Annotated in this window: 18 protein-coding genes; 15 read left to right on the top strand and 3 right to left on the bottom strand. The window is 72.4% G+C overall.

The features are described 5' to 3' along the window. Positions 1–37: 37 nt before the first annotated feature. Positions 38–1,153: an FAD-dependent oxidoreductase gene (locus tag SOM11_RS12855; RefSeq protein ID WP_320478273.1), complete on the top strand. Its 1,116-nt coding sequence runs from the start codon at positions 38–40 to the stop codon at positions 1,151–1,153. Positions 1,154–1,224: 71 nt separating this feature from the next. After that, positions 1,225–1,614 carry a DUF2256 and DUF3253 domain-containing protein gene (locus SOM11_RS12850; RefSeq protein WP_192061479.1) on the top strand — a complete coding sequence of 130 codons (390 nt, stop codon included), beginning with the start codon at positions 1,225–1,227 and terminating at the stop codon, positions 1,612–1,614. 332 nt (positions 1,615–1,946) lie between these two features. Here SOM11_RS12850 and SOM11_RS12845 read toward each other — a convergent pair whose 3' ends face one another. Together SOM11_RS12845 and SOM11_RS12840 are read right to left on the bottom strand one after the other, a co-directional pair. Further along, on the bottom strand, positions 1,947–2,483 hold the full coding sequence (locus SOM11_RS12845; RefSeq protein WP_320478272.1) for a DinB family protein: 537 nt from the start codon (positions 2,481–2,483) through the stop codon (positions 1,947–1,949). A 121-nt stretch (positions 2,484–2,604) separates the two neighbouring features. Continuing rightward, on the bottom strand, positions 2,605–3,267 hold the full coding sequence (locus tag SOM11_RS12840; protein ID WP_320478271.1) for a nucleotidyltransferase family protein: 663 nt from the start codon (positions 3,265–3,267) through the stop codon (positions 2,605–2,607). A gap of 133 nt (positions 3,268–3,400) precedes the next feature. On the opposite strand from SOM11_RS12840, the gene SOM11_RS12835 reads away from it, so the two are divergent. Both SOM11_RS12835 and SOM11_RS12830 read left to right on the top strand, forming a co-directional pair. Beyond that, complete coding sequence (locus SOM11_RS12835; protein ID WP_320478270.1) at positions 3,401–4,423, top strand: XdhC family protein; 1,023 nt, start codon at positions 3,401–3,403, stop codon at positions 4,421–4,423. 111 nt (positions 4,424–4,534) lie between these two features. Then, a complete protein-coding gene (locus SOM11_RS12830; protein WP_320478269.1) occupies positions 4,535–5,020 on the top strand; it encodes a hypothetical protein in 486 nt (161 codons plus the stop codon). A gap of 116 nt (positions 5,021–5,136) precedes the next feature. Here SOM11_RS12830 and SOM11_RS12825 read toward each other — a convergent pair whose 3' ends face one another. Further along, positions 5,137–6,162 (bottom strand): LacI family DNA-binding transcriptional regulator, encoded by a 1,026-nt coding sequence (locus SOM11_RS12825; RefSeq protein WP_320478268.1) that lies wholly within the window; start codon positions 6,160–6,162, stop codon positions 5,137–5,139. Positions 6,163–6,340: 178 nt separating this feature from the next. Here SOM11_RS12825 and SOM11_RS12820 point away from each other — a divergent pair, with 178 nt between their 5' ends. From SOM11_RS12820 to SOM11_RS12770, 11 genes are all read left to right on the top strand, one after another. Further along, positions 6,341–7,900: a sugar ABC transporter ATP-binding protein gene (locus SOM11_RS12820; protein WP_243215383.1), complete on the top strand. Its 1,560-nt coding sequence runs from the start codon at positions 6,341–6,343 to the stop codon at positions 7,898–7,900. After that, positions 7,897–8,928 (top strand): ABC transporter permease, encoded by a 1,032-nt coding sequence (locus SOM11_RS12815; RefSeq protein WP_320478267.1) that lies wholly within the window; start codon positions 7,897–7,899, stop codon positions 8,926–8,928. Before SOM11_RS12820 ends, SOM11_RS12815 begins: the two co-directional genes overlap by 4 nt. Beyond that, the gene (locus SOM11_RS12810) at positions 8,921–10,072 is read left to right on the top strand and encodes an ABC transporter permease (RefSeq protein WP_320478266.1); all 1,152 of its coding nucleotides are present in this window, start codon (positions 8,921–8,923) and stop codon (positions 10,070–10,072) included. The genes SOM11_RS12815 and SOM11_RS12810 overlap by 8 nt, the downstream gene beginning before the upstream one ends. Before the next feature lie 96 nt (positions 10,073–10,168). Beyond that, a complete protein-coding gene (gene rhaS, locus SOM11_RS12805; RefSeq protein WP_320478265.1) occupies positions 10,169–11,236 on the top strand; it encodes a rhamnose ABC transporter substrate-binding protein in 1,068 nt (355 codons plus the stop codon). A gap of 123 nt (positions 11,237–11,359) precedes the next feature. Continuing rightward, the gene (locus SOM11_RS12800) at positions 11,360–12,859 is read left to right on the top strand and encodes an L-fucose/L-arabinose isomerase family protein (RefSeq protein WP_320478264.1); all 1,500 of its coding nucleotides are present in this window, start codon (positions 11,360–11,362) and stop codon (positions 12,857–12,859) included. A 77-nt stretch (positions 12,860–12,936) separates the two neighbouring features. Next, positions 12,937–13,338, top strand: a complete 402-nt coding sequence (locus SOM11_RS12795) for an L-rhamnose mutarotase (RefSeq protein ID WP_320478263.1) — start codon at positions 12,937–12,939, stop codon at positions 13,336–13,338. Further along, a complete protein-coding gene (rhaI, locus tag SOM11_RS12790) occupies positions 13,335–14,498 on the top strand; it encodes an L-rhamnose isomerase (protein ID WP_192061470.1) in 1,164 nt (387 codons plus the stop codon). Before SOM11_RS12795 ends, rhaI begins: the two co-directional genes overlap by 4 nt. Before the next feature lie 45 nt (positions 14,499–14,543). Continuing rightward, a complete protein-coding gene (locus SOM11_RS12785) occupies positions 14,544–16,613 on the top strand; it encodes a bifunctional aldolase/short-chain dehydrogenase (RefSeq protein ID WP_320478262.1) in 2,070 nt (689 codons plus the stop codon). A 7-nt stretch (positions 16,614–16,620) separates the two neighbouring features. After that, positions 16,621–18,129 carry a rhamnulokinase family protein gene (locus tag SOM11_RS12780; RefSeq protein WP_320478261.1) on the top strand — a complete coding sequence of 503 codons (1,509 nt, stop codon included), beginning with the start codon at positions 16,621–16,623 and terminating at the stop codon, positions 18,127–18,129. A 31-nt stretch (positions 18,130–18,160) separates the two neighbouring features. Continuing rightward, entirely contained in the window at positions 18,161–19,399 is a 1,239-nt protein-coding gene (locus SOM11_RS12775; protein ID WP_320478260.1) for an alpha-hydroxy acid oxidase, read from the top strand. Positions 19,400–19,676: 277 nt separating this feature from the next. After that, complete coding sequence (locus tag SOM11_RS12770; protein WP_374231419.1) at positions 19,677–22,337, top strand: phosphoenolpyruvate carboxylase; 2,661 nt, start codon at positions 19,677–19,679, stop codon at positions 22,335–22,337. Positions 22,338–22,496 lie beyond the last annotated feature (159 nt).

The raw sequence follows: 22,496 nt of genomic DNA, 5'->3' as shown, positions 1-22,496 counted from the left end.
CCACCCCCACCACCCCACCCCACCCAGGAGGCGCACCATGGCACGCACCGTCGATCTCGTCGTCGTCGGAGGAGGCGCGATGGGCCTCGCCACCGCCTGGCAGGCGGCGGTCCGCGGGCACGACGTCGTGCTGCTCGAGCGCTTCGAGCGCGGCCACCACCACGGCGCCTCGCACGGCACGACCCGCAACCTCAACATCGCCTACGACGACGGCGAGTACGTCGACCTCGTCGCCCGCGCCCGCACCCTGTGGGACGAGCTCGCGGTCGTCACCGACACCCCGCTGCTCGATCTCGTCGGCGTCGTCAACCACGGTCGCCCCGACATGCTGCGCCGCATGCGCGAGCTGCACGCCGAACGGGGCGTCGACAGCGAGTTCGTCGCGCCCGGCGACGCGGGTCGCCGCTGGACGGGCCTCCGCTTCGAGACCGACGTGCTCTGGGTGCCCGACAGCGGTCGCATCCGCGCCGCCGACGCGCTGGCCGCCTTCGAGCGCGTCGCGACCGAGCTGGGCGCCGAGGTCCGCTGGTCGACACCCGTCACCGGCATCGAGATCGAGGGCGACGACCGGGCCCGCGTCGTCACCGCCGACGAGGAGTACCTCGCGCCCCGCGTCGTCGTGACCGCCGGTGCGTGGACGGAGGGGCTCGTCAGCGGTCTCGCGCGCCTCCCTCGCCTCGTCGTGACGCAGGAGCAGCCGGCGCACTTCCGGGTGACCGACGACGACGCCGTCTGGCCCGGCTTCAACCACCGCCCCGACCCCGACGGCGGCGACGACGCGTGGTGGTACGGGCCGGTATACGGCATGCTCACGCCGGGCGAGGGGGTCAAGGCCGGCTGGCACAGGACGGGCCCGGTGACCGACCCCGATGCGCGCAGCTACCGGCCCGAGCCCGTGCAGTTCGAGGCGCTGCGGCGCTACGCCCGCGAGTGGCTGCCCGGGGTCGACGCCGAGACGGCCGACCCGATCAGCTGCACGTACACGTCGACCGACACCGAGGACTTCGTGCTCGACCGCGTCGGCCCGCTCGTGGTGGGGGCCGGGTTCTCGGGGCACGGCTTCAAGTTCACGCCGCTGGTCGGCGAGCTGCTGGTCGACCTGGTCGAGGACGGCGAGGTGCCCGCGCGATTCCGCCAGCTCGGATCGGCCTGAGCCTCAGAGCACGCAGCCGAGGAGGCGCGGTGCCGGGAACGCTCGCAGCCTCCGCCGCGTTGACTGTCACCATGAGCCCCGCCACGCCCGAGTCGAAGACCTGCCGCTCGTGCGGCCGACGCATCGAGTGGCGCAAGAAGTGGGCGTCGAACTGGGACGACGTGGCCTACTGCAGCGACGCGTGCCGCAAGCACAAGGTGACCGCCCACGATCGCGAGCTCGAGCAGCGGATCCGCGACCTGCTGGCGCAGCGGGCCGCGACGTCGAGCATCTGCCCGTCGGACGTCGCGCGCTCCCTGCACCCCGACGACGAAGACGCCTGGCGCGGCCTCATGGAGCCCGTGCGGCGCGCCGCCCGACGGCTCGTCGCGGCCGGCGAGGTCGACATCACGCAGGGCGGCTCGGTCGTCGACCCGTCGACCGCCAAGGGCCCGATCCGCATCCGCCGCCACCGCCCCTGAGCCGCGGGGCCGCGCGCCCCGCGTCGGCGCCCGCCCCGCGCGCCGCGCCGCCTGCCACGTCGAGGTGACCCGAAACGCGCACTCCGAGCCGCCCAAGCCACCGTTCGCGTCACTTCGATCAGGGCCGCCCGCGCCTCCGCCCGCATCGTCGAGGTGACCCGAAACGCGCAGTCCGAGCCGCCCAAGCCCCCGTTCGCGTCACTTCGATCAGGGCCGCCCGCGCCGCGCCGCGCCTGCGCCATCGACGTGACCCGAAACGCGCACTCCGAGCCACCCAAGCGCCCGTTCGCGTCACTTCGACGCGGTTCGCCCGAGCCACACCCCCGTTCGCGTCACCTCGATGCAGCCGCCGATCGGCGCACATCGTGCAGGTGGTGCACCGGGTCGTGCACGAAGTACCGGGCGAGCGTGTCGACGGTGAACGCCGAGCCGTCGCTGCGCAGACCCGTGCGGTCGAGCTGGTCGTCGCGCACCCCGGCGAACGCGGCCGCGACGGTCTCGGCCGAGGCGACGAGCTCCGCCGCGACCTCGTCGGGCCGCTGCGCGGCGTAGTCGTCGTCGACGGCGGTCGCATCCTGGTCCCAGTTCGCGAACGCCGGAGCCTCCTCGGCGAGCATCAGCGCCAGGCGCCCCTCGAACACCCGGAACACGTCGCGCACATGCGCCCCGTACTCGAGGGTCGACCACGTCGTCGCATCGGGGCGATCGCGAGCGTCGGGGCGGGCCAGCTCGGCGGGCCAGACGGCGGCGTTGTCGCGAACGAGCCCGGGAACGTCGCGGAACTCGATCCGTCGCGAGTCGTAGCCGCACTCGTCGCAAGGGCGTTCGAGCACCCAGGTCCAGTTCTTCGTGTCGGGTGAGATGGCCATGGCTCGACATTAGGCGAGGCCGTCGCCCCGCCACCATCGCCATCCAGCCGTCGTCGCGCCAATCGCCGTCATCGAAGTGACCCGAAAGGAGTCATAAGACGCGCGCGGGGCACCGTTCGCGTCACCTCGATGCGGCACGCGGGGAGTCGACGTCGTGACCGCTCCAGAGGTCGCGGCAGTCCACCTCGAGAGCGCCGTTCTCGCGCAGGTACGCGCCGGCCCCCTGATCACCCGAGATCGACTGGGCGAGGTCCGACCAGTGGGCCCGCCCGACGACCACCGGATGCCCCGGCCGTCCGCCGAACACGGAACGCCTGAGAGTGCTCGCCCCGAGCGGCGACCCGGCACCGACCGGCGACCCGGCACCGGCGGGCGTCCCGGTGACAGACAGGAGGCGCGCCACGGCGGACGCGGGCAGCCCCGGGTAGTCGACCAGCGTGATGAGGGCGACCCGCGCCTCCTGCAGGTCCGGATCGGCGCCGAGCGCACGGAGCCCCGCCCGCAGCGACGCCGAGAGCCCGTCGGCCCAGTCGTCGGCGACGACGGTCGAGACCTGCGAGCCGAGGAGGCGCGGGTCGCCCGCCAGAAGATCCTCCGCCTCGGTCGCGCCCGCGCCGAGCACGACGACGACGCGGTCGCACCCGCCGGCGAGCAGGTTCGCCACGCCCCGAGTCAGCCAGGGTCCGCGTGCGTCGGCGACGAGCGCCTTGGGGCCACCCATGCGGGAGCCCGCGCCCGCCGCGAGCAGGAGCCCCACGATCGGGCCGGGTCGTGCGCGAGCCATGTCCACAGGCTAGCCGCCGGGTGTCGCGCGGGGGCTGCCGGCCGCTCTACGATTGACGCCACCCGGGCGGGCGCTGCCCCCACCACGCTCACCCCGCACCACGCACCGCACCCGCCCCACCCCGAGGAGCCCCGTGTTCGAGATCGCCGACCGCCTGCTGGCCCGGCTCGACGCGGGCGAACGGCTCGCGGTCGCGACGGCCGTCTCGATCGACGGCAGCGCGCCGCGCACCGTCGGCACGTCGATGGCCGTGACGGACGACGGCACCGTCATCGGCAGCATCTCGGGCGGCTGCGTCGAGGGAGCCGTCTACGAGAGCTGCCGGCAGGTGCTCGACGACGGGGCCGCCCAGCTCGACACCTTCGGCTTCAGCGACGAGACCGCGTTCGAGGTCGGGCTGAGCTGCGGTGGGCGCATCGAGGTGCTCGCCCGACTCGTCACCGCCGACGACGCCGTGACGGTCGCCGCCCTGCGCGAGGCGGCGGCGGGCCGCGAGGCCGTGGCGCACGTCGTGGTCGGACCGGTGCGGACCGGCGACGTCGTGGCGAGCCCCGACGACTGCGAGGGACTGCGGGTGTTCAGCGAGCGGTCGGTCCCGCCGCCGCGCCTCCTCGTCTTCGGGGCCGTCGAGTTCGCCGTCGCCCTCTGCAACGCGGGGGCCGTGCTGGGTTACCGCGTGACGGTGTGCGACCCGCGGCCGGTGTTCCTGACGCGCGAGCGGTTCCCGGCGGCCGAGCAGGTCGTCGTCGAGTGGCCGCCGAACTACCTCGCCCGCACCGAGGTCGACGAGCGGACGGTCGTCGCGGTGCTCTCGCACGACGAGCGGTTCGACGCCGATCTCGTCGCCGCGGCGCTGGCGTCGCCGGCCGTCTACGTCGGCGCGATGGGTTCGCGGACGACGCATGACCGGCGGGTCGCGTCGTTGCGTGAGCGGGGCGTGGACGAGGAGGCGCTGGCCCGGTTGCATTCGCCGATCGGACTCGATCTCGGGGCCAGCACTCCGGAGGAGACCGCAATGTCGATCCTGGCCGAGGTGCTGGCGGTGCGGTCGGGGGCGTCGCGCTCGCCGCTGCGGGAGCGCTCGGGCAGCATCCACGCGCCGATGCGGTGGGTTCCCGTCCTCGGCGGCGGGTCAGCGCCGACCCGCCGCGAGTGACACGAACCCGCCCGAACCCCCGCCCCCGCGCGTCACGAACCGGTCACGAGTGCACCGCGGCTCTTGCCGTCGGCGTCGAGCGCTTGGTTCCCTGAGCGGAGAGGGGGAGTCATGCCAGTCGAACCAGCCCGCAGATCCGCCACGCTGCTCGTCGCGCCCGGGATCGCACTCGCGCTCCTCACCGCGGGCTGCGCCTCGAGCGTCGGTCCGACGCCTCCGCCCGACGACCCGATCACCGCCGCGCGGCAGCTCCCGAACGCCGGGGGCATGGTGAAGTCCGGCGATGCGACGCCGACCTGCGGCGAGTTCGCCCTCCCGCAGGGCGTCCAGCTCGATCCGGAGGCGCTCGACTGCCTCGCCGACGCGTCCGCCGCGGGGGCGTCGGCCGAGCTCGCCTGGTCGACCCCGACGACGGAGGGCGACCCGATCGTGTCGTTCGCCTTCGTCGGGCCGGGAATCGACGGGGTCGAGACGTACACGACCACGGCGTTCGACTCGTACGGCGGGGGAGTCGACGGCTCGTGGTCGGGAACCCTCTGCCCCGACCCGCGCGACGTCCGCGGCGAGGGCGACTGCCGCCTCCTGCTCGAGGGCTGAGCGCGGTCCGTGCTGCGGGTGCGGCGGGTTCCCGTCATCGGCGGCGGGTCAGCGCTGACCCGCCACGAGTGACACGGACCCGCCGAACCCCGGAGCGAGCACCGAGCAGGCCCGCCTCACCCCGCCGAAGACCCCCCGCGCGCCGTGCTCTCGCGCACCACGAGCTCCGGTTCGAACACGATCTGGCGGGGCGCCCGCGCGGGGTCGTCGGCCTCGTCGCGGAGGATCTCGACGGCCGTCTGCCCGATCAGCGCGCTCGGCTGCCGCACCGAGCTGAGCGGCACGACGGCGGCGCGGGCGAAGTCGATGTCGTCGTAGCCGATCAGGGCGACGTCGTCGGGTACGCGCAGGTCGCCCTGCATGACGAGGGCCTGCAGCACGCCCATGGCGGCGAGGTCGTTGGCGGCGAAGATCGCGTCGGGGCGGTCGGCGGCGGGGCGTCGCACGATGGCGGCGGCGGCCTCGCGTCCGTTCTGCACGGTCAGCGCGGGGATGTCGACGACCTCGAGCGTGGCGCCGGGGGCGACGGCGACCGCGGCCCGTGCGCCGGCCAGGCGGTCGGCCACCTGCTGCAGGTCGGCCGGTCCGCCGACGAACGCGATGCGTCGACGCCCGAGACCGAGGAGGTGCTCCGTCGCCAGGTACCCGCCCCGCACGTCGTCGACGGAGACCGACGAGAACTCGGTCAGGTCGGCTCGCCGGTCGACGAGCACCGCGGGCATGCCGCGCAGGCGCAGTCGGCGGAGCCGGTCGGAGACGTCGCCGACGGGCGAGATCAGGATGCCCATCACGCGCCGCTCGTCGAAGAGGTCGAGGTAGTGCGCCTCGCGTTCGACCAGCTGGTCGCTGTTGCCGAGCAGGATGACGCGGCCCGACTCCTCGGCGGCGGCCTCGGCGCCGCGGGCGACGTCGGTGAAGAACGGGTTGCCCCCGTCGAGGATGATCAGGCCGATCACCCGGCTGTCGCCGCCGCGCAGCTGCCGGGCGGCGTCGTTGCGGACGAAGCCGAGGCTCGCGATGGCGTCGCTGACCCGGGCGATGGTCGACTCGCTGACCTTGGCGGGGTTGTTGAGCACGTTCGAGACGGTGCCGACCGAGACGCCGGCGGTCTCGGCGACGTCGCGGATGCTCGCCTGCCTCATCGCGCCTCCTGGTCCGTGCCGTGGTCTCCGACGAGTGTGCCACGCCCGTGATCGAGCTGTGATCCACAGCCGCGGGGCGCCCCTTGACGTCGAACCGAGTCTGCCCCTACAGTCGGCACGAACAGAAGTTGAAACGATTCACTTCTCTCGACGACGAGAGCGATTAGGAGAACGATCGATGACGATCGACCCCACATCCGACGGGCCGTCTCCGACGGCGACCGTGCTCGAGCTGCGCGGCGCACGCAAGACCTTCGGCGCCGTCGTGGCCCTCTCGAGCGGCAGCGTGCGGCTGCGTGCCGGCGAGATCAACGCGCTCGTCGGTGAGAACGGCGCCGGCAAGTCGACCATGGTGAAGATCCTCGCGGGGGTGCACCAGCCCGACAGCGGCGACTTCCTGTTCGACGGCCACCCGATCGTGTTCCGCAGCCCGGCCGAGAGCAAGGCGGCGGGTGTCAGCGTCATCTACCAGGAGCCGACGCTCTTTCCCGATCTGACCGTCGCCGAGAACATCTTCGTCGGGCGTCAGCCCACCACCCGTCTCGGGTTCATCGACCGGGCCGCGATGCGCGCCGACGCCCGCGCGCTCTTCGACCGGCTCGGTGTGCCGATCGACCCCGACCGCGTCGCCGAGGGCCTGTCGATCGCCGATCAGCAGATCATCGAGATCGCCAAGGCCATCTCGCTCGACGCCAAGGTGCTCATCATGGACGAGCCGACGGCGGCTCTGAGCGGCGTCGAGGTCGAGCGCCTCTTCGGGGTCGCCCGGGCGCTGCGCGACCGCGGCAGCGCGATCATGTTCATCTCGCACCGGTTCGACGAGGTCTTCGGTCTCAGCGACCGCATCACCGTCATGCGCGACGGCGCCTTCATCTCCGAGCACACGACCAGCGAGGTCAGCACGCCCGAGATCGTGCGGGCGATGGTCGGTCGCGACGTCGACCAGCTGTTCCCCAAGCAGGAGGCGCGGGTCGGCGACACCGTCGTCCGCGTCGACGGGCTGACCCGGGCGGGCGTCTTCCACGACGTGTCGTTCGAGGTGCGCGCCGGCGAGATCGTCGGGCTCGCCGGTCTCGTCGGGGCGGGTCGCACCGAGGTGGCGCGGGCGCTGTTCGGCATCGACCGCTACGACGCCGGCTCCGTGACGATCGGCGGCCGCAGGCTCGCGCCGCGCGATCCGATGGCCTCGATCAGGGCGGGCATCGGCTTCGTCCCCGAAGACCGCCGCAAGCAGGGTCTCGTGATGGACATGTCGGTCAGCCGCAACACGACGCTGACCCTCCGCACGACGCTCAGTCGTCTCGGGCTGGTCAGCGCGCGGCGCGAGCGCGAGGCGGCGGCCGACTGGTCGCGGCGACTGCAGGTCAAGACCGGCAGTCAGGAGCTCCCCGTGTCGACCCTCTCGGGCGGCAACCAGCAGAAGGTGGTGCTGGCCAAGTGGCTGGCGACCGACCCGACGTTCCTCATCGTCGACGAGCCGACGCGCGGCATCGACGTCGGCACGAAGAGCGAGGTGCACCGGCTGATCAGCGATCTCGCCGGTCGCGGCATCGCGGTGCTGATGATCTCGTCCGAGCTGCCGGAGGTGCTGGGTATGGCCGACCGCGTGCTCGTCATGCGCGAGGGGCGGCTCACGGCCACCTTCGACCGCGACGACGCCACTCCCGAGACGGTCATCAACGCCGCCACCGGCGCCGAGCCCGCGCACACCACCACGACGACGGAGACCCGCCGATGACGACCTCGCACGCCCTCGCCCCCGCGCTCGGCACCGGGCGCAGCCCGTTCGCCTCGCTCGTCCGTCAACGCGAGGTGCCGGTCGCCTCGGCGCTCGTGGTGCTCGTGATCGTGACGACGATCGCCAACCCGCTCTTCGTCTCGGCGCAGGGTGTCAAAGACCTGATGCTGAACGCCACGATCACGGTGATCATGGCAGTCGGCCTCGGTGCCGTCATCATCACGAACAACATCGACCTCTCGGTGGGGTCGATCCTCGGGCTCGTCGCGTTCGGCACGGGCTCGGTGTTCGCCGCGGCGCCCGACATCCCCATCGTCTTCGTCTTCGCGATCGGTCTGGCGCTGGGTGCCCTCCTCGGTGCGATCAACGGGTTCCTGGTGACGGTCGCGCGGGTGCCGTCGCTCGTGATCACCCTCGGCATGCTCTACATCTACCGGGGCGTGAACAACGCCTGGGCCGGCGGTCAGCAGTACTTCGCCGGCGACCGCCCGGCCGCCTTCGGCCGACTGTCGGTCGACACGGTGCTGGGAATCCCGATCATCACGGTGATCGCGATCGTCGTCGTGGTGCTCGTCGCGGTGTTCCTGGCCCGCACCCGCCCCGGTCGCGATCTGTACGCCATCGGCTCCGACGACGAGGCGGCCCGACTGTTCGGCATCCCGGTCAGCAAGCGCGTGCTCACGGCGTTCGTGCTGAACGGCACGCTCACGGGTCTCGCCGGCGTCCTCTACGCGTCGCGCTTCAACTCGGTCGGCGCGACCACGGGCACCGGTCTCGAGCTCGACATCGTGGCCGCGGCCGTCGTCGGCGGCATCGCGATCTTCGGCGGCTCGGGCAGCGTCGTGGGCGCCGCGATCGGCGCGGTGCTGCTGACCACCATCACGAGCAGCCTCACAGCGCTCAACGTCGACAAGTTCTGGCAGCAGGCCATCGTCGGCGTCCTCATCCTGACCGCCATCCTCGTCGAACGGATCGCCTCGATCCGCAAGGCGCGGAGACTCCGCACGAGCGAGGCCACCAATGCCTGAGCAGACGACCACCCCCTCGGCCGCGGGCTCCGCGATCGACCCGCGCCGCGCCTCCTCGGCGTCCCGCGACACCGCCGGCACCGCCGGCGACCGCGACGCCGCCCGCCGCGACCCCGAGTCCGCCGCCGAGAGGACGCTGCGCCGTCGCCGCCTGCTGACCGGCCGCGGCGCGATCATGATCTACGCGCTGCTCGGCACGCTGCTCGTCTGCGCGCTGACCGTGCCGCGGTTCGCGAGCGTGCAGACGACCGGGTTCCTGCTGCTCGACGCGATCCCGATCCTGATGATCGCGATGCCGATGGCCCTCGTGATCATCACCGGCGAGATCGACCTCTCGGTGGCCAGCACGGCGGGTCTCACCAGCGCCGCGATGGGCGTGCTGTGGGCGGCCGGCTGGGGCATCCCCGAGATCTTCGTGGTCTGCGTGCTGATCGGCATCGGCTGCGGGGCGCTGAACGGGCTGCTCGTCACCACCGTCGGGCTCCCGTCGCTCGCCGTGACCATCGGCACCCTCGCGCTGTACCGCGGCCTCGCCCTCGTCGTGATCGGCGACAACGCGGTCGCGAACTTCCCGCCCGGGCTCACGGCCTTCTTCACGTCGAAGATCGGCGGGACGGGCATCCCCACCGTCATGATCGGCGTCGCCGTCGTCATCGCCTTCTTCGGGGTGCTGCTGCACTTCAGCTCGTTCGGCCGCACGCTGCCGGCCATCGGCTTCAGCAAGGAGGCCGCGAGCTTCGTCGGCGTGCACGTCGGCCGCGCCAAGTTCTGGATGTTCGTCGCCACCGGCGTCGTCTCGGCCCTGGTCGGCATCTACTGGACGCTCCGCTACTCGAGCGCTCGCAGCGACAACGCGACCGGCATCGAGCTCGCGGTCATCGCGGCCGTCCTGCTCGGCGGGGTCTCGATCTTCGGCGGACGCGGCTCGATCCCCGGTGTCGTCGCCGGTGTCCTGATCATCTCGAGCGTCAGCTACGCGCTGCGCCTCGGCGGCATCAGCGACGTCGTCCTCAACGTCGTCACCGGTCTGCTGCTCGTCGGCAGCGTCGTCACGCCGAGTCTGATCGCGGTCGTCCGCGAGAAGCGCCGGGCGAGGCGGGCCGCGCGAGACGTGCTCGCCGCCTCGGCGGCCGACGCGGCCTGACCACCCCGGCCACCCCGGCCGCACCCCCGACCCCCGCCCCCACCTCGACCACACAGACCACCCCACGCACCATCCCCCACAGCAAAGGACGGAACGATGATGTTCACCACCTCCACCAGGCGCAGCGTGCGCCGGGCCGTGTCGACCGCGGCGGCCCTCGCCGGCGTCGCGCTCGTCGCCTCCGGCTGCGCCCTCACGGCCGGCTCGAGCGACGGCGACGCGACCACGGGCTCCGGCTCCGACGGCGAGCAGTCGATCGCGTTCGTGCCGAAGCAGCTCAACAACCCGTACACGGACGTCGTGCTCGGCGGCGGCGAAGAGGCGTCGAAGGCGATCGGCTACGACTACAGCGTCGTCGGTCCGCTGGAGGCCAGCGCCTCGTCGCAGGTCACCTTCATCAACACGCTCACGCAGCAGGGTGCGAACGTCATCGTCATCGCGGCGAACGACCCGGACGCGGTCGGGCCGGCCCTGCAGGAGGCGCGCGACGGCGGGGCGAAGATCGTCGCCTTCGACTCCGACACGAACCCCGACTACCGCGATGTGTTCATCAGCCAGGTCGAGGCGAAGGACGTCGCGCTGATCCAGATCCGCCAGATGAGCGAGCAGATCGGCGGCGAGGGCGACATCGCGATCCTCTCGGCGACGGCGAACGCCACGAACCAGAACGAGTGGATCAAGTACATCGAAGAGGAGGTCGACACAAACCCCGACTACGCGGGGATCGACATCGTCTCGAAGGTCTACGGCGACGACGACGACGCGAAGTCGTTCCAGGAGGCCCAGGGGCTGCTCCAGGCGAACCCCGACCTGAAGGGCATCATCTCGCCCACCACGGTCGGCATCGCCGCGACGGCCCGTTACCTCTCGACATCGGAGTACAAGGGCAAGGTCGCGCTGACCGGGCTCGGTCTGCCGAACGAGATGCGCGAGTTCGTGAAAGACGGAACCGTCACGGCGTTCGCCCTCTGGGACCCTGCGCAGCTCGGCTACGTCGCGGCCTACGCCGGTCAGGCGCTCGTCGACGGCACCATCACGGGCGCCGAGGGCGACACCTTCGAGGCCGGCGACCTCGGTGAGCGCACCGTCGGCGCCGACGGCATCGTGATCGTCGGCCCGCCGACCGAGTTCGACGCCGACAACATCGACGACTACGACTTCTAGTCGTCACCGCGGGGCCGCCGGGGTGACCACCTCGGCGGCCCCGCCCTCCCTCGGGGCGCGCACCGCGCCTCCTCGGCCCATCGGGCGCGCGAGCGCCCCCGTCGACACCGGAGTCGTCACCCCATGAGCACCAGCACCTCCGCCGTGCACGATCTGCTGCCCCCGATCCGCCGCCGCCGCACCCGCGTCGGGCTCGTGGCCGGCGGTCTCGGCACCTACTGGCCGCAGTTCCCCGGCCTGCTGCCGCAGCTGCAGGAGTCCACCCGCTACGTGGTCGACCGCTTCGGCGGTCTCGACGCCGAGGTGATCGACACCGGCTTCATCTCGGACGCCCAGGAGGCGCGGGTCGCCGCCGACACGCTGCGCACCGCCGACTGCGACCTGATCGTCGTCTTCCTCACGACCTATCTGACGTCGTCGATGGTGCTCCCGATCGCGCAGCGGGCCGGGGTGCCGGTGCTCGTGATCGATCTGCAGCCGACCGAGAGGATGGACCACGAGCGGTTCGACACGGGCATGTGGCTCGCCTACTGCGGGCAGTGCCCGGTGCCCGAGGTCGCGAACGTGTTCCGTCGGGCCGGCATCGAGTTCCGGTCGGTCTCGGGTCATCTGCGGAGCGAGCGTGCGTGGCGGCGCATCGAGCGGTGGGTGCACGCCGCCGGGGTCCGGGCGCGGCTGAGGGAGGCGCGGCACGGCCTGATGGGGCATCTCTACCCGGGCATGCTCGACGTCTCCACCGACCTCACCCTCTTGTCGACGCACTTCGGGTCGCACGTCGAGGTGCTCGAGTTCGACGACCTGCGGGTGCGGGTCGACGCCGTCACCGACGCCGAGGTGCGCGAGCGCGTCGCCCTCGCCCGCGAGGTGTTCGAGGTCGACGCGTCGGTCGGGCAGCAGGACTTCGACTGGGGCGCGCGCGTCTCGGTCGGGCTCGACCGGCTGGTGGCCGACTTCGACCTCGACTCGCTCGCGTACTACCACCGGGGTCTCGAGGGCGAGCAGCACGAGCGGCTCGGGGCCGGGATGATCCTCGGGGCGTCGCTGCTCAACGCGCGGGGGCTGCCGACGGTGGGGGAGTACGAGCTCCGCACGTCGGTCGCGATGCTCGCCGCGCAGGCCCTCGGCGTCGGCGGCTCGTTCACCGAGATCCAGGCCATCGACTTCGACGACGGGGTGGTCGAGATGGGTCACGACGGGCCGGCCCACCTGGCGATCTCGTCGTCACGGCCCGTGCTGCGGGGTCTCGGGGTCTTCCACGGCAAGCGCGGCTACGGCGTCAGCGTCGAGTTCGACGTGCAGCCCGGCCCGGTGACGACCTTCGGTCTCGGGCAGGATCGCGACGGCGCGCTGTCGTTCGTCACGAGCGAGGGCGAGGTCGTGCCCGGCCCGCTGCTCGCGATCGGCAACACGACGTCGCGCGTCGACTTCGGCGGCGACCCGGGCGAATGGGTCGACGAGTGGTCGCGGAGCGGCATCGGTCACCACTGGGGACTCTGCGTCGGGCACGTCGCGCGAGACGTCGCGGCGGCGGCCTCGCTGCTCGGCATCGAGCACCGGCACGTCTCCGCCCCCTTCGACGACGCCGACGGCTTCGCCGCCAGCCTCGGCTCGGCGCACCCGTAGACCCTCTTGTCCGCACCACCGGCACTTGCTACGCTCGTGCCATTGAAACGATTCAACGACGAACCGGAGAACACCCCATGACCGCCGACGAGCACGAGCGCTACGCGTTCCGCCTCCAGGTAGCCCCCGATCGACTGGCCGACTACACCCGGCGCCACGCCGAGGTCTGGCCAGAGATGCTGCAGGCCCTCCGCGACAGCGGCTGGCACGGCTACTCGCTCTTCGCCGCACCCGACGGGCTGCTGATCGGCTACGTCGAGGCCGAGTCGCTCGAAGCCGCGCAGGCCGCGATGGCGCGCACCGACGTGAACTCCCGCTGGCAGGCCTCGATGGCCGAGTTCTTCACCTCGCTCGACGGCACCCCGCCCGACGAGGGCTTCGAGCTGCTCACCCAGGTCTTCAACCTCGAGGCGCAGCTCGGCCTGCCGGGCGCCGGCCGCCGCACCACCACCGACACGATCACGGAAGAAGCATCATGACCACCTTCGAGTCCATCGCCCCCACGCTCGAGCGTCAGGCGATCGAGCTGCCCAGCTGGGCCTTCGGCAACTCGGGAACCCGGTTCAAGGTGTTCGGCACCCCGGGCACCCCGCGCAGCGCCGAGGAGAAGATCGCCGACGCCGCGACCGTGCACGAGTACACCGGTCTCGCCCCGAGCGTCGCCCTGCACATCCCCTGGGACGAGGTGAGCGACTTCACGGCCCTCCGGTCGTTCGCCGCCGACCACGGCGTCGCGCTCGGCACGGTGAACTCGAACACCTTCCAAGACGAGGCGTACAAGTTCGGCAGCCTGGCGCACAGCGACGCCGCCGTGCGACGCAAGGCGATCGACCATCACCTGCGCTGCCTCGAGATCATGCGCGAGACCGGCTCTCGCGACCTCAAGATCTGGCTCGCCGACGGCACCAACTACCCCGGTCAAGACAGTCTGCGCCAGCGCCAGGACCACCTCGCCGAGTCGCTGGCCGAGATCTACGCCGGGCTCGACCCCGAGCAGCGGCTCGTGCTCGAGTACAAGTTCTTCGAGCCGGCGTTCTATCACACCGACGTGCCCGACTGGGGCACCAGCTACGCCCAGGTGAGCGCCCTCGGCGACCAGGCGCTGACCTGCCTCGACACCGGGCACCACGCCCCGGGCACCAACATCGAGTTCATCGTCATGCAGCTGCTGCGACTCGGCAAGCTCGGCTCGTTCGACTTCAACTCGCGCTTCTACGCCGACGACGACCTGATCGTCGGCGCCGCCGATCCGTTCCAGCTGTTCCGCATCCTGTTCGAGGTCGTCGACGGCGGCGGGCTCGAGGTCGGCTCGCCGGTGCAGTTCATGCTCGACCAGTGCCACAACGTCGAGGACAAGATCCCCGGCCAGATCCGCAGCGTGCTCAACGTGCAAGAGATGACGGCGCGGGCGCTGCTCGTCGACCGGCCCGCGCTCGACTCCGCTCGCGCCGCCCACGACGTGCTCGGCGCCAACGCCGTGCTGATGGACGCCTTCTACACCGACGTCCGCCCCGCCCTCGCCGACTGGCGCGAGGGCCGGGGTCTGCCCCGCGACCCGATGGCGGCGTATCTGGCGAGCGGCACTCAGGAGCGCCTCGCCGACGAGCGCGCCGGCGGCACCCAGCTCAGCTGGACCTGAGCCGCGATCGTCCCCGCCCCTCCTCTGCGAACCGAGAACGGACCCATGAACCAGACCCGCACCTCCTCGTCCACCAGCACGACCCCCGCCGCCGCGGCCGACCTGATCGCGCGCAGCAACCGGCTCGGAGCCGACCCGCGCGTGACGAACTACGCCGGCGGCAACACCTCGGCCAAGGGCACCTCGATCGACCCGGCCACGGGCGAGCCCGTCGAGCTCCTCTGGGTGAAGGGCAGCGGCGGCGACCTGGGCACGCTCACCGAGCAGGGCCTCGCGGTGCTGCGGCTCGACCGGCTGCGCGGTCTCGCGAACGTCTACCGGGGCCCCGAGCACGAAGACGAGATGGTCGCCGCGTTCGACTACGCCTTGCACGGCAAAGGGGGAGCGGCACCCTCGATCGACACGGCCATGCACGGTCTCGTCGAAGCCGCGCACGTCGATCACCTTCACCCCGACAGCGGCATCGCCATCGCGACCGCCGCCGATGGCGAGCGCCTCACCGCCGAGATCTTCGGCGGGCGCGTCGTCTGGGTGCCGTGGCGCCGACCGGGCTGGCAGCTCGGGCTCGACATCGCCGCGATCAAGGCCGAGAACCCCGACGCGATCGGCACGATCCTCGGCGGGCACGGCATCACCGCCTGGGGCGACACGAGCGACGAGGCCGAAGCCAACTCGCGCTGGATCATCGAGACGGCCGAGGCGCACATCGCCGAGCACTCGCGGGCCGACCCGTTCGGCCCCGCTCTCGACGGCTACGCGGCCCTGCCCGAGGCCGAACGTCGCGCCCGGGCTGCCGCGCTCGCCCCGACGATCCGCGGGCTGGCCTCGCACGACGCCCCGCAGGTCGGGCACTTCAGCGACGACCCCGCCGTGCTCGAGTTCCTCGCGAGCGCCGAGCATCCGCGGCTGGCCGCCCTCGGCACCAGCTGCCCCGACCACTTCCTCCGCACGAAGGTCACGCCGCTGCTGCTCGACCTGCCCGCCACCGCCTCCGTCGAGCAGTCCATCGCGCGCCTCCGCGAGCTGCACGAGCAGTACCGCCTCGACTACCAGGCCTACTACGACCGGCACGCGACCCCCGACAGCCCGGCGATCCGCGGGGCCGACCCGCTCATCGTGCTCGTGCCCGGCGTCGGCATGCTCTCGTTCGGCAAAGACGCGCAGACCGCCCGGGTCGCCGGCGAGTTCTACATCAACGCGATCAACGTCATGCGCGGCGCCGAGGGGCTCTCGACCTACGCTCCGATCGACGAGGCCGAGAAGTTCCGCATCGAGTACTGGGCGCTCGAAGAGGCCAAGCTGCGTCGCCTCCCGGCCCCGAAGCGCCTCGCGACCCGCATCGCGCTCGTCACCGGCGCCGCCTCGGGCATCGGCAAGGCCATCGCCACGCGCCTCGCCGCCGAGGGGGCCTGCGTCGTCATCGCCGACCTCGATCTCGCGAAGGCGCAGGCCGCGGCGGCCGAGATCGGCGGGCCCGACGTGGCACGTGGCGTCGCGGCCGACGTGAGCGACGAGGCGGCCGTCAAGGCCTCGATCGACGAGGTGCTGCTGGCCTTCGGCGGTCTCGACCTCGTCGTCAACAACGCCGGGCTCAGCCTGTCGAAGTCGCTCTTCGACACGACCGAGGCCGACTGGGATCTCCAGCACGACGTCATGGCCAAGGGGTCGTTCCTCGTGGCGAAGAACGCCGCGCGCGTGCTCGTCGACCAGGGGCTCGGCGGCGACATCGTCTACATCTCGTCGAAGAACTCCGTCTTCGCCGGCCCGAACAACATCGCCTACAGCGCCACGAAGGCCGACCAGGCCCACCAGGTGCGGCTGCTCGCGGCCGAGCTGGGCGAGCACGGCATCCGGGTCAACGGCATCAACCCCGACGGGGTCGTGAGGGGCTCGGGCATCTTCGCCAGCGGCTGGGGCGCCAATCGGGCCGCGACCTACGGCATCGACGAGCAGGATCTCGGGGCCTTCTACGCCCAGCGCACGATCCTCAAGCGCGAGGTCGTGCCCGAGAACGTCGCCGCCGCCGTCTTCGCCATCTGCACGAGCGACTTCTCGCACACGACCGGGCTGCACGTGCCGGTCGACGCGGGCGTCGCCGCGGCGTTCCTCCGCTGAGTCGACGATGACGACCAGAACCCCGATGGGCGGCGGCACGGTCGCCGCGGTCGACCTCGGCGCCACGAGCGGTCGGGTCATGCTCGGCCGGGTCGACCGCGACGGGGTCCGGCTGCGCCCGGTGGCCCGATTCGCGAACGACCCCGTGACGGTCCCCGAAGGAGGCGCGGGTCGTCTCGGTCTGCACGGTGTCGGTCTGCACTGGGACGTCCTCGGGCTCTGGCGGTCCGTCACCGCGGGGCTGGCCGCCGCCGTGCGCGACGAGCCTGGGCTGCGGTCGATCGGGGTCGACTCGTGGGCGGTCGACTACGCGCTGCTCCGCGACGGCCGACTGCTCGGCACGCCGTACCACTACCGCGACGGGCGCACCGCGGCGGGGGTCGAGGCGGTGCACGCCGCGGTGTCGCCCCGTGAGCTGTTCACGCGGGCGGGGCTGCAGCATCTGCCGTTCAACACGGTGTTCCAGCTGGCGGCCGATCGCGCCTCCGGAACCCTGGCCCTCGCCGACCGCGCCCTGCTCGTGCCCGACCTGTTCTCGTGGTGGCTGACCGGGGTGGCGGCGACCGAGTCGACCAACGCGTCGACCACCGGGCTGCTGTCGCCCGTCGAGCGGGCCTTCGACGTCGATCTGATGAACCGCGTCGGCGTCCCCCTCGATCTCTTCGCCCCGCTCGTCGACCCCGGTGCCGCCCTCGGTCCGCTGCTGCCGTCGGTCGCCTCGGCGATCGGGGCGCCGACGTCGCTCGGGGTCACGGCCGTCGGGTCGCACGACACCGCCTCGGCCGTGGTCGGCGTGCCGCTCGCCGGCGACGACGCGGCATACGTCTCGAGCGGCACCTGGTCGCTCGTCGGGCTCGAGCTCCCCGCACCCCTCGTCACCGACGAGGCGCGCCTCGCGGGGTTCACCAACGAGGGCGGGGTCGACGGCCGCACCCGGTTCCTGAAGAACGTGTCGGGGCTGTGGCTGCTGAGCGAGTCGATGCGCACCTGGGACGGCGCGGGGGCCACGGCCGCCGAGCGCAGCAGCGACCTCGCCGCCCTGCTCGCCGAGGCGGCCGACGTCACCCGCGCAGTCCCGGTCTTCGACGCCACCGACCAGCGCTTCGCGCCGCCCGGCGACATGCCCGCGCGCATAGGGGCCTGGTGCGTCGAGCACGACGTCGAGCCGCCGCGGGGGAGGGCCGAGGTGGTGCGCAGCATCCTCGAGTCGCTGGCCGCCGCCTACGCCGAGACCCTGCGCGACGCCGAACGCCTCTCGGGTCGCCGCATCCGCACCGTGCACGTCGTCGGCGGCGGGTCGCAGAACGCGCTGCTCTGCCAGCTCACGGCCGACCGGACGGGCTGCACCGTGCTCGCCGGGCCGGTCGAGGCCACCGCGCTCGGGAACATCCTCGTCCAGGCCCGCGCGGTCGGCATCGTCGACCCGTCGTCGTCGCTCGAGGCGCTGCGGGCCCTGGTCTCGGCGTCGTCCGCTCCCGTCAGATACCTGCCCCGGGTGCCGTCGCGCGCCTCCTGAACTCCCTCACGCTCCTCTCGAAAGGACCACCATGGTCGACCGCAGAATCCCGAACCTCCACGACCTCGCCCCGCTGATGCAGTTCAAGAGGCCGACGTTCGACCTCAAGGCCAAGCGGCTGCGCGAGGCGCTCACCATCGAAGACCTGCGGCGGATCGCGAAGCGACGCACGCCGACGGCCGCGTTCGACTACACCGACGGCTCCGCCGAGGCCGAGATCTCGCTGCGGCGGGCGCGGCAGGCGTTCCGCGACGTGCAGTTCAACCCGGCGATCCTGCACGACGTCGCCACGGTCGACACCGGCTGGGACGTGCTGGGCAAACGGGTCGAGCAGCCGTTCGGCATCGCGCCGACCGGGTTCACGCGCATGATGCAGACCGAGGGCGAGAAGGCGGGGGCGGCGGCCGCCGCGGCGGCCGGCATCCCGTTCAGCCTCTCGACGATGGGCACCGCGTCGGTGGAGGACGTCGCCCAGGCGGCCCCGGGCGGCCGCAACTGGTTCCAGCTCTACATGTGGAAGGACCGCGACCGCTCGATGGCCCTCGTCGACCGGGCCGCCGCGGCCGGGTTCGACACTCTGCTGGTGACGGTCGACGTGCCGGTGGCGGGTGCGCGGCTCCGCGACTCGCGCAACGGCATGACGATCCCGCCGTCGCTGACGCCCAAGACGATCATCGACGCGCTGCCGCGCCCGTGGTGGTGGGTCGACTTCCTCACCACCGAGCCGCTCGCGTTCGCCTCGCTCGACCGCTGGTCGGGCACCGTCGCCGAGCTGCTCAACACGATGTTCGATCCGACCGTGACCTACGACGACCTCGCGTGGATCAAGTCGCAGTGGCCCGGCAAGCTCGTCGTCAAGGGCGTGCAGACCGTCGACGACGCCCGGCGGGTGACCGACCTCGGGGTCGACGCGCTCATCCTGTCGAACCACGGCGGGCGTCAGCTCGACCGGGCGCCGATCCCGTTCCACCTGCTGCCCGACGTCGTCCGCGAGGTCGGAGGCGACACCGAGGTGCACCTCGACACGGGCATCATGTCGGGCGCCGACATCGTGGCGGCGGTCGCCCTCGGCGCGCGCTTCACGCTGATCGGGCGGGCGTACCTGTACGGGCTCATGGCCGGCGGACGCGAGGGGGTGGACCGGGCCATCGAGATCCTGTCGGTCGAGATCGCCCGCACGATGCGCCTCCTCGGGGTGAACTCGCTCGACGAGCTCGAGCCGAAGCACGTCACGCAGCTCGAGCGGCTCGTGCCCCGCGCCCGCGGCTGAGCGCCTTCGTGCCCGTGCCCGCGCTCGTGCCTGCGCTCCTGCCCGTGCCCGTGCCCGTGCCCGTGCTTGCGCTCGTGCCCGTGCTTGCGCTCGTGCCCGTGCCCGCGCTCGTGCCCGTGCCTCGGCCTGCGGCGGGTTCCCGTCATCCGTGGCGGGTCAGCGCTGACCCGCCACGGATGACACGGACCCGCCGCACGCCGCGACGCCGAGCGAACCCGAGGCGAGCCGAGGAGGCGCGGTGTGCGTCACACGCCCCCGCATCGTCCACAATGGGGCCGTGACCGACATCGAGACATCGAGACGTGCCGACGGCAGCAGCCGTGACGACATCCGCGGGGCCGTCGACGGCGACCTGCGCGGCGACGTGAGCTTCCTCGGCAGCCTGCTCGGCAGGGTGCTGCGCGAGTCCGGCTCCGACGACCTCTTCCGCGACGTGGAGGCGGTGCGCGCCGCCGTCATCGCCGCGTACGAGGGGGCGGGCGGGGCCTCGCTCGACGACGCGCAGACCATCGTCGACGGTCTCGATCAGGAGCGCGCCGAGCAGGTCGCCCGGGCGTTCACCTGCTACTTCCACCTCAGCAACCTCGCAGAAGAGCACCACCGCGTGCGCGTGCTGCGTCGCCGCGGCAGCGCCCAGCGCACCGCCTCCGACTCGGTCGCCGACACGCTGCAGCAGCTCGTCGCCGAGGTCGGCGCCGACGAGGCCTCGAAGCGCCTCAGCGATCTGCGGTTCCACCCCGTGCTGACGGCGCACCCCACCGAGGCGCGGCGCCGCGCCGTCGCGTCGACCATCCGTCGCATCAGCGACCTGATGGACGAGCGCGACCGGCTGCAGAACGACATCGCCGTCGCCGAGGCCGAGCGCCGTCTCCTCGAAGAGGTCGACACCCTCTGGCGCACATCGCCGCTCCGCACCACGCGCCCCACCCCGCTCGACGAGGTGCGCACGGCGATGAGCGTCTTCGACCAGACCCTGTTCGAGATCGTGCCGCAGGTGTACCGCCTGCTCGACGACCGCCTCCTCGGCGACCGGGCCGGCCGCGAACCCGCCGTCGCCCCCGCGTTCCTCCGACTCGGCAGCTGGATCGGCGGAGACCGCGACGGCAACCCGCACGTCACCGCCGAGGTCACCCGCCAGGCCGCCGACATCGCGGCCGAGCACGTGCTGCTCGGGCTGCACCGGGCCGCATCCCGCGTGGGCGCCACCCTCACCCTCGACGAGGCCGACACGCCCGCCGATGCGACGCTGATCGCCCTCGCCGACGCGCAGCGGGCCCTCGACCCCGAGCTCGCGTCGAGCATCGGTGTCCGCTCGCCGAACGAGACCCACCGCCGCGTGCTGCTATTCGTCGCGGCGCGCATCGAGGCCACACGCCGCGACGGCGACCCGCTCGGCTACGACGCGCCCGAGCAGCTACTCGCCGACCTCCGCGTGGTGCAGCACTCGCTGCGTGCGGCCGGTGCGCATCGTGCCGCGAACGGCGAGCTGCAGGGCCTCGTCTGGCAGGTCGAGACCTTCGGGTTCCACCTCGCCGAGCTCGAGGTCCGTCAGCACTCGCAGGTGCACCGCACGGCGCTCGCCGAGCTGCGCGCCGGGGGCGAGACGAGCCCGATGACCGACGAGGTCCTCGCCGTCTTCCGCACCATCAAAGATCTGCAGGTGCGCTACGGGGTCCGTGCCGCCTCCCGCTACATCGTGTCGTTCACGCAGTCGTCCGCCGATCTCGCGAACGTGCACGAGCTCGCCGCGTACGCCCTCGGGTCGGCCGAGGCCGCGCCCGTGCTCGACGTGGTGCCGCTGTTCGAGACGTTCGCCGACCTCGAGGCGAGCACGCGCATCCTCGAGGAGGCGCTGGCCACCGAGGTCGTGCAGCGTCGCCTCTCCGAGACGGGCCGCCGCCTCGAGGTGATGCTCGGCTACTCCGACTCGTCGAAGGACGTCGGGCCGGTGTCGGCGACCTTCGCCCTGTACGACGCGCAGGCGCGCATCGCCGACTGGGCGGCTGCGAACGACATCACGCTGACGCTCTTCCACGGTCGGGGCGGGGCCCTCGGTCGCGGCGGCGGGCCGGCGAACGAGGCCGTGCTGGCCCAGCCGCCGCACTCGGTCGACGGGCGCTTCAAGATCACCGAGCAGGGCGAGGTCATCGTCGCCCAGTACGGCAACCAGGCGATCGGCGCCCGGCACCTCGAGCAGATGGCCGCCGCGACGCTGCTGGCGTCGAGCCCGTCGAACGAGGCCGAGAACGCCGAGGCCGCCACCCGCTTCGCCGACGTGGTCGCCACGATGGACGAGGCGTCACGGGCGACCTTCTTCAGACTGGTCAAGGCCGAGGGCTTCGCCTCGTGGTTCGCCGCCGTCACCCCGATGGAGGAGGTCGGCCTGCTCGCACTCGGCTCACGCCCGGCCCGTCGTGGTCTCTCGGTCGAGTCGCTCGAGGACCTGCGGGCGATCCCGTGGGTGTTCGCCTGGACCCAGGCCCGCATCAACCTGGCCGGCTGGTACGGACTCGGCTCGGCCCTCGCGGCCGTCGGCGACGTCGACCTGCTGCGCGATGCGTACAAGACGTGGCCGCTGTTCCGCACGATGGTGAAGAACGTCGAGCTGTCGCTCGCGAAGACCGACGGCCACATCGCCCGCGAGTACCTCGGGCTGGCCGAGCGCGACGACCTCGCCGGCGCCGTGCTCGACGAGATGGCGCTCACCCGCGAGTGGGTGCTGAAGGTCAGCGAGCACGCCGAGGTGCTCGACGGGCGCCCGGTGCTGAGCCGCTCGGTGCGTCTGCGCAGCCCGTACGTCGACGCGCTGTCGCTGCTGCAGCTGCGGGCGCTCCGCTCGATCCGCGTGAACGGCGGGGGCGACCCGGCCGATGCCGACCACCGCCTCCTGCTGCTCACCGTGAACGGGATCGCCGCCGGCCTGCAGAACACGGGCTGATCCGACGAGCGGGCTCGCGAGCGCCGGGCGCCCTGCCCGCCCGGCCCGCCGTGCTCGACAGTGGTCAGAAGTCGCCCTTCTCCGCGACGCGAAGGGTGGTTTCTGCCCACCCTCGAGCGTGCGCTGAGGCTCGGGCCTGACGGTGGTCCGAAGTCGCCC

This window comes from Frigoribacterium sp. CFBP9029, assembly GCF_034045305.1.
GTDB lineage: Bacteria > Actinomycetota > Actinomycetes > Actinomycetales > Microbacteriaceae > Frigoribacterium.
The sequence above is the reverse complement of the archived record's forward strand: the minus strand, read 5'-3'. Positions and strand labels throughout refer to the sequence as shown.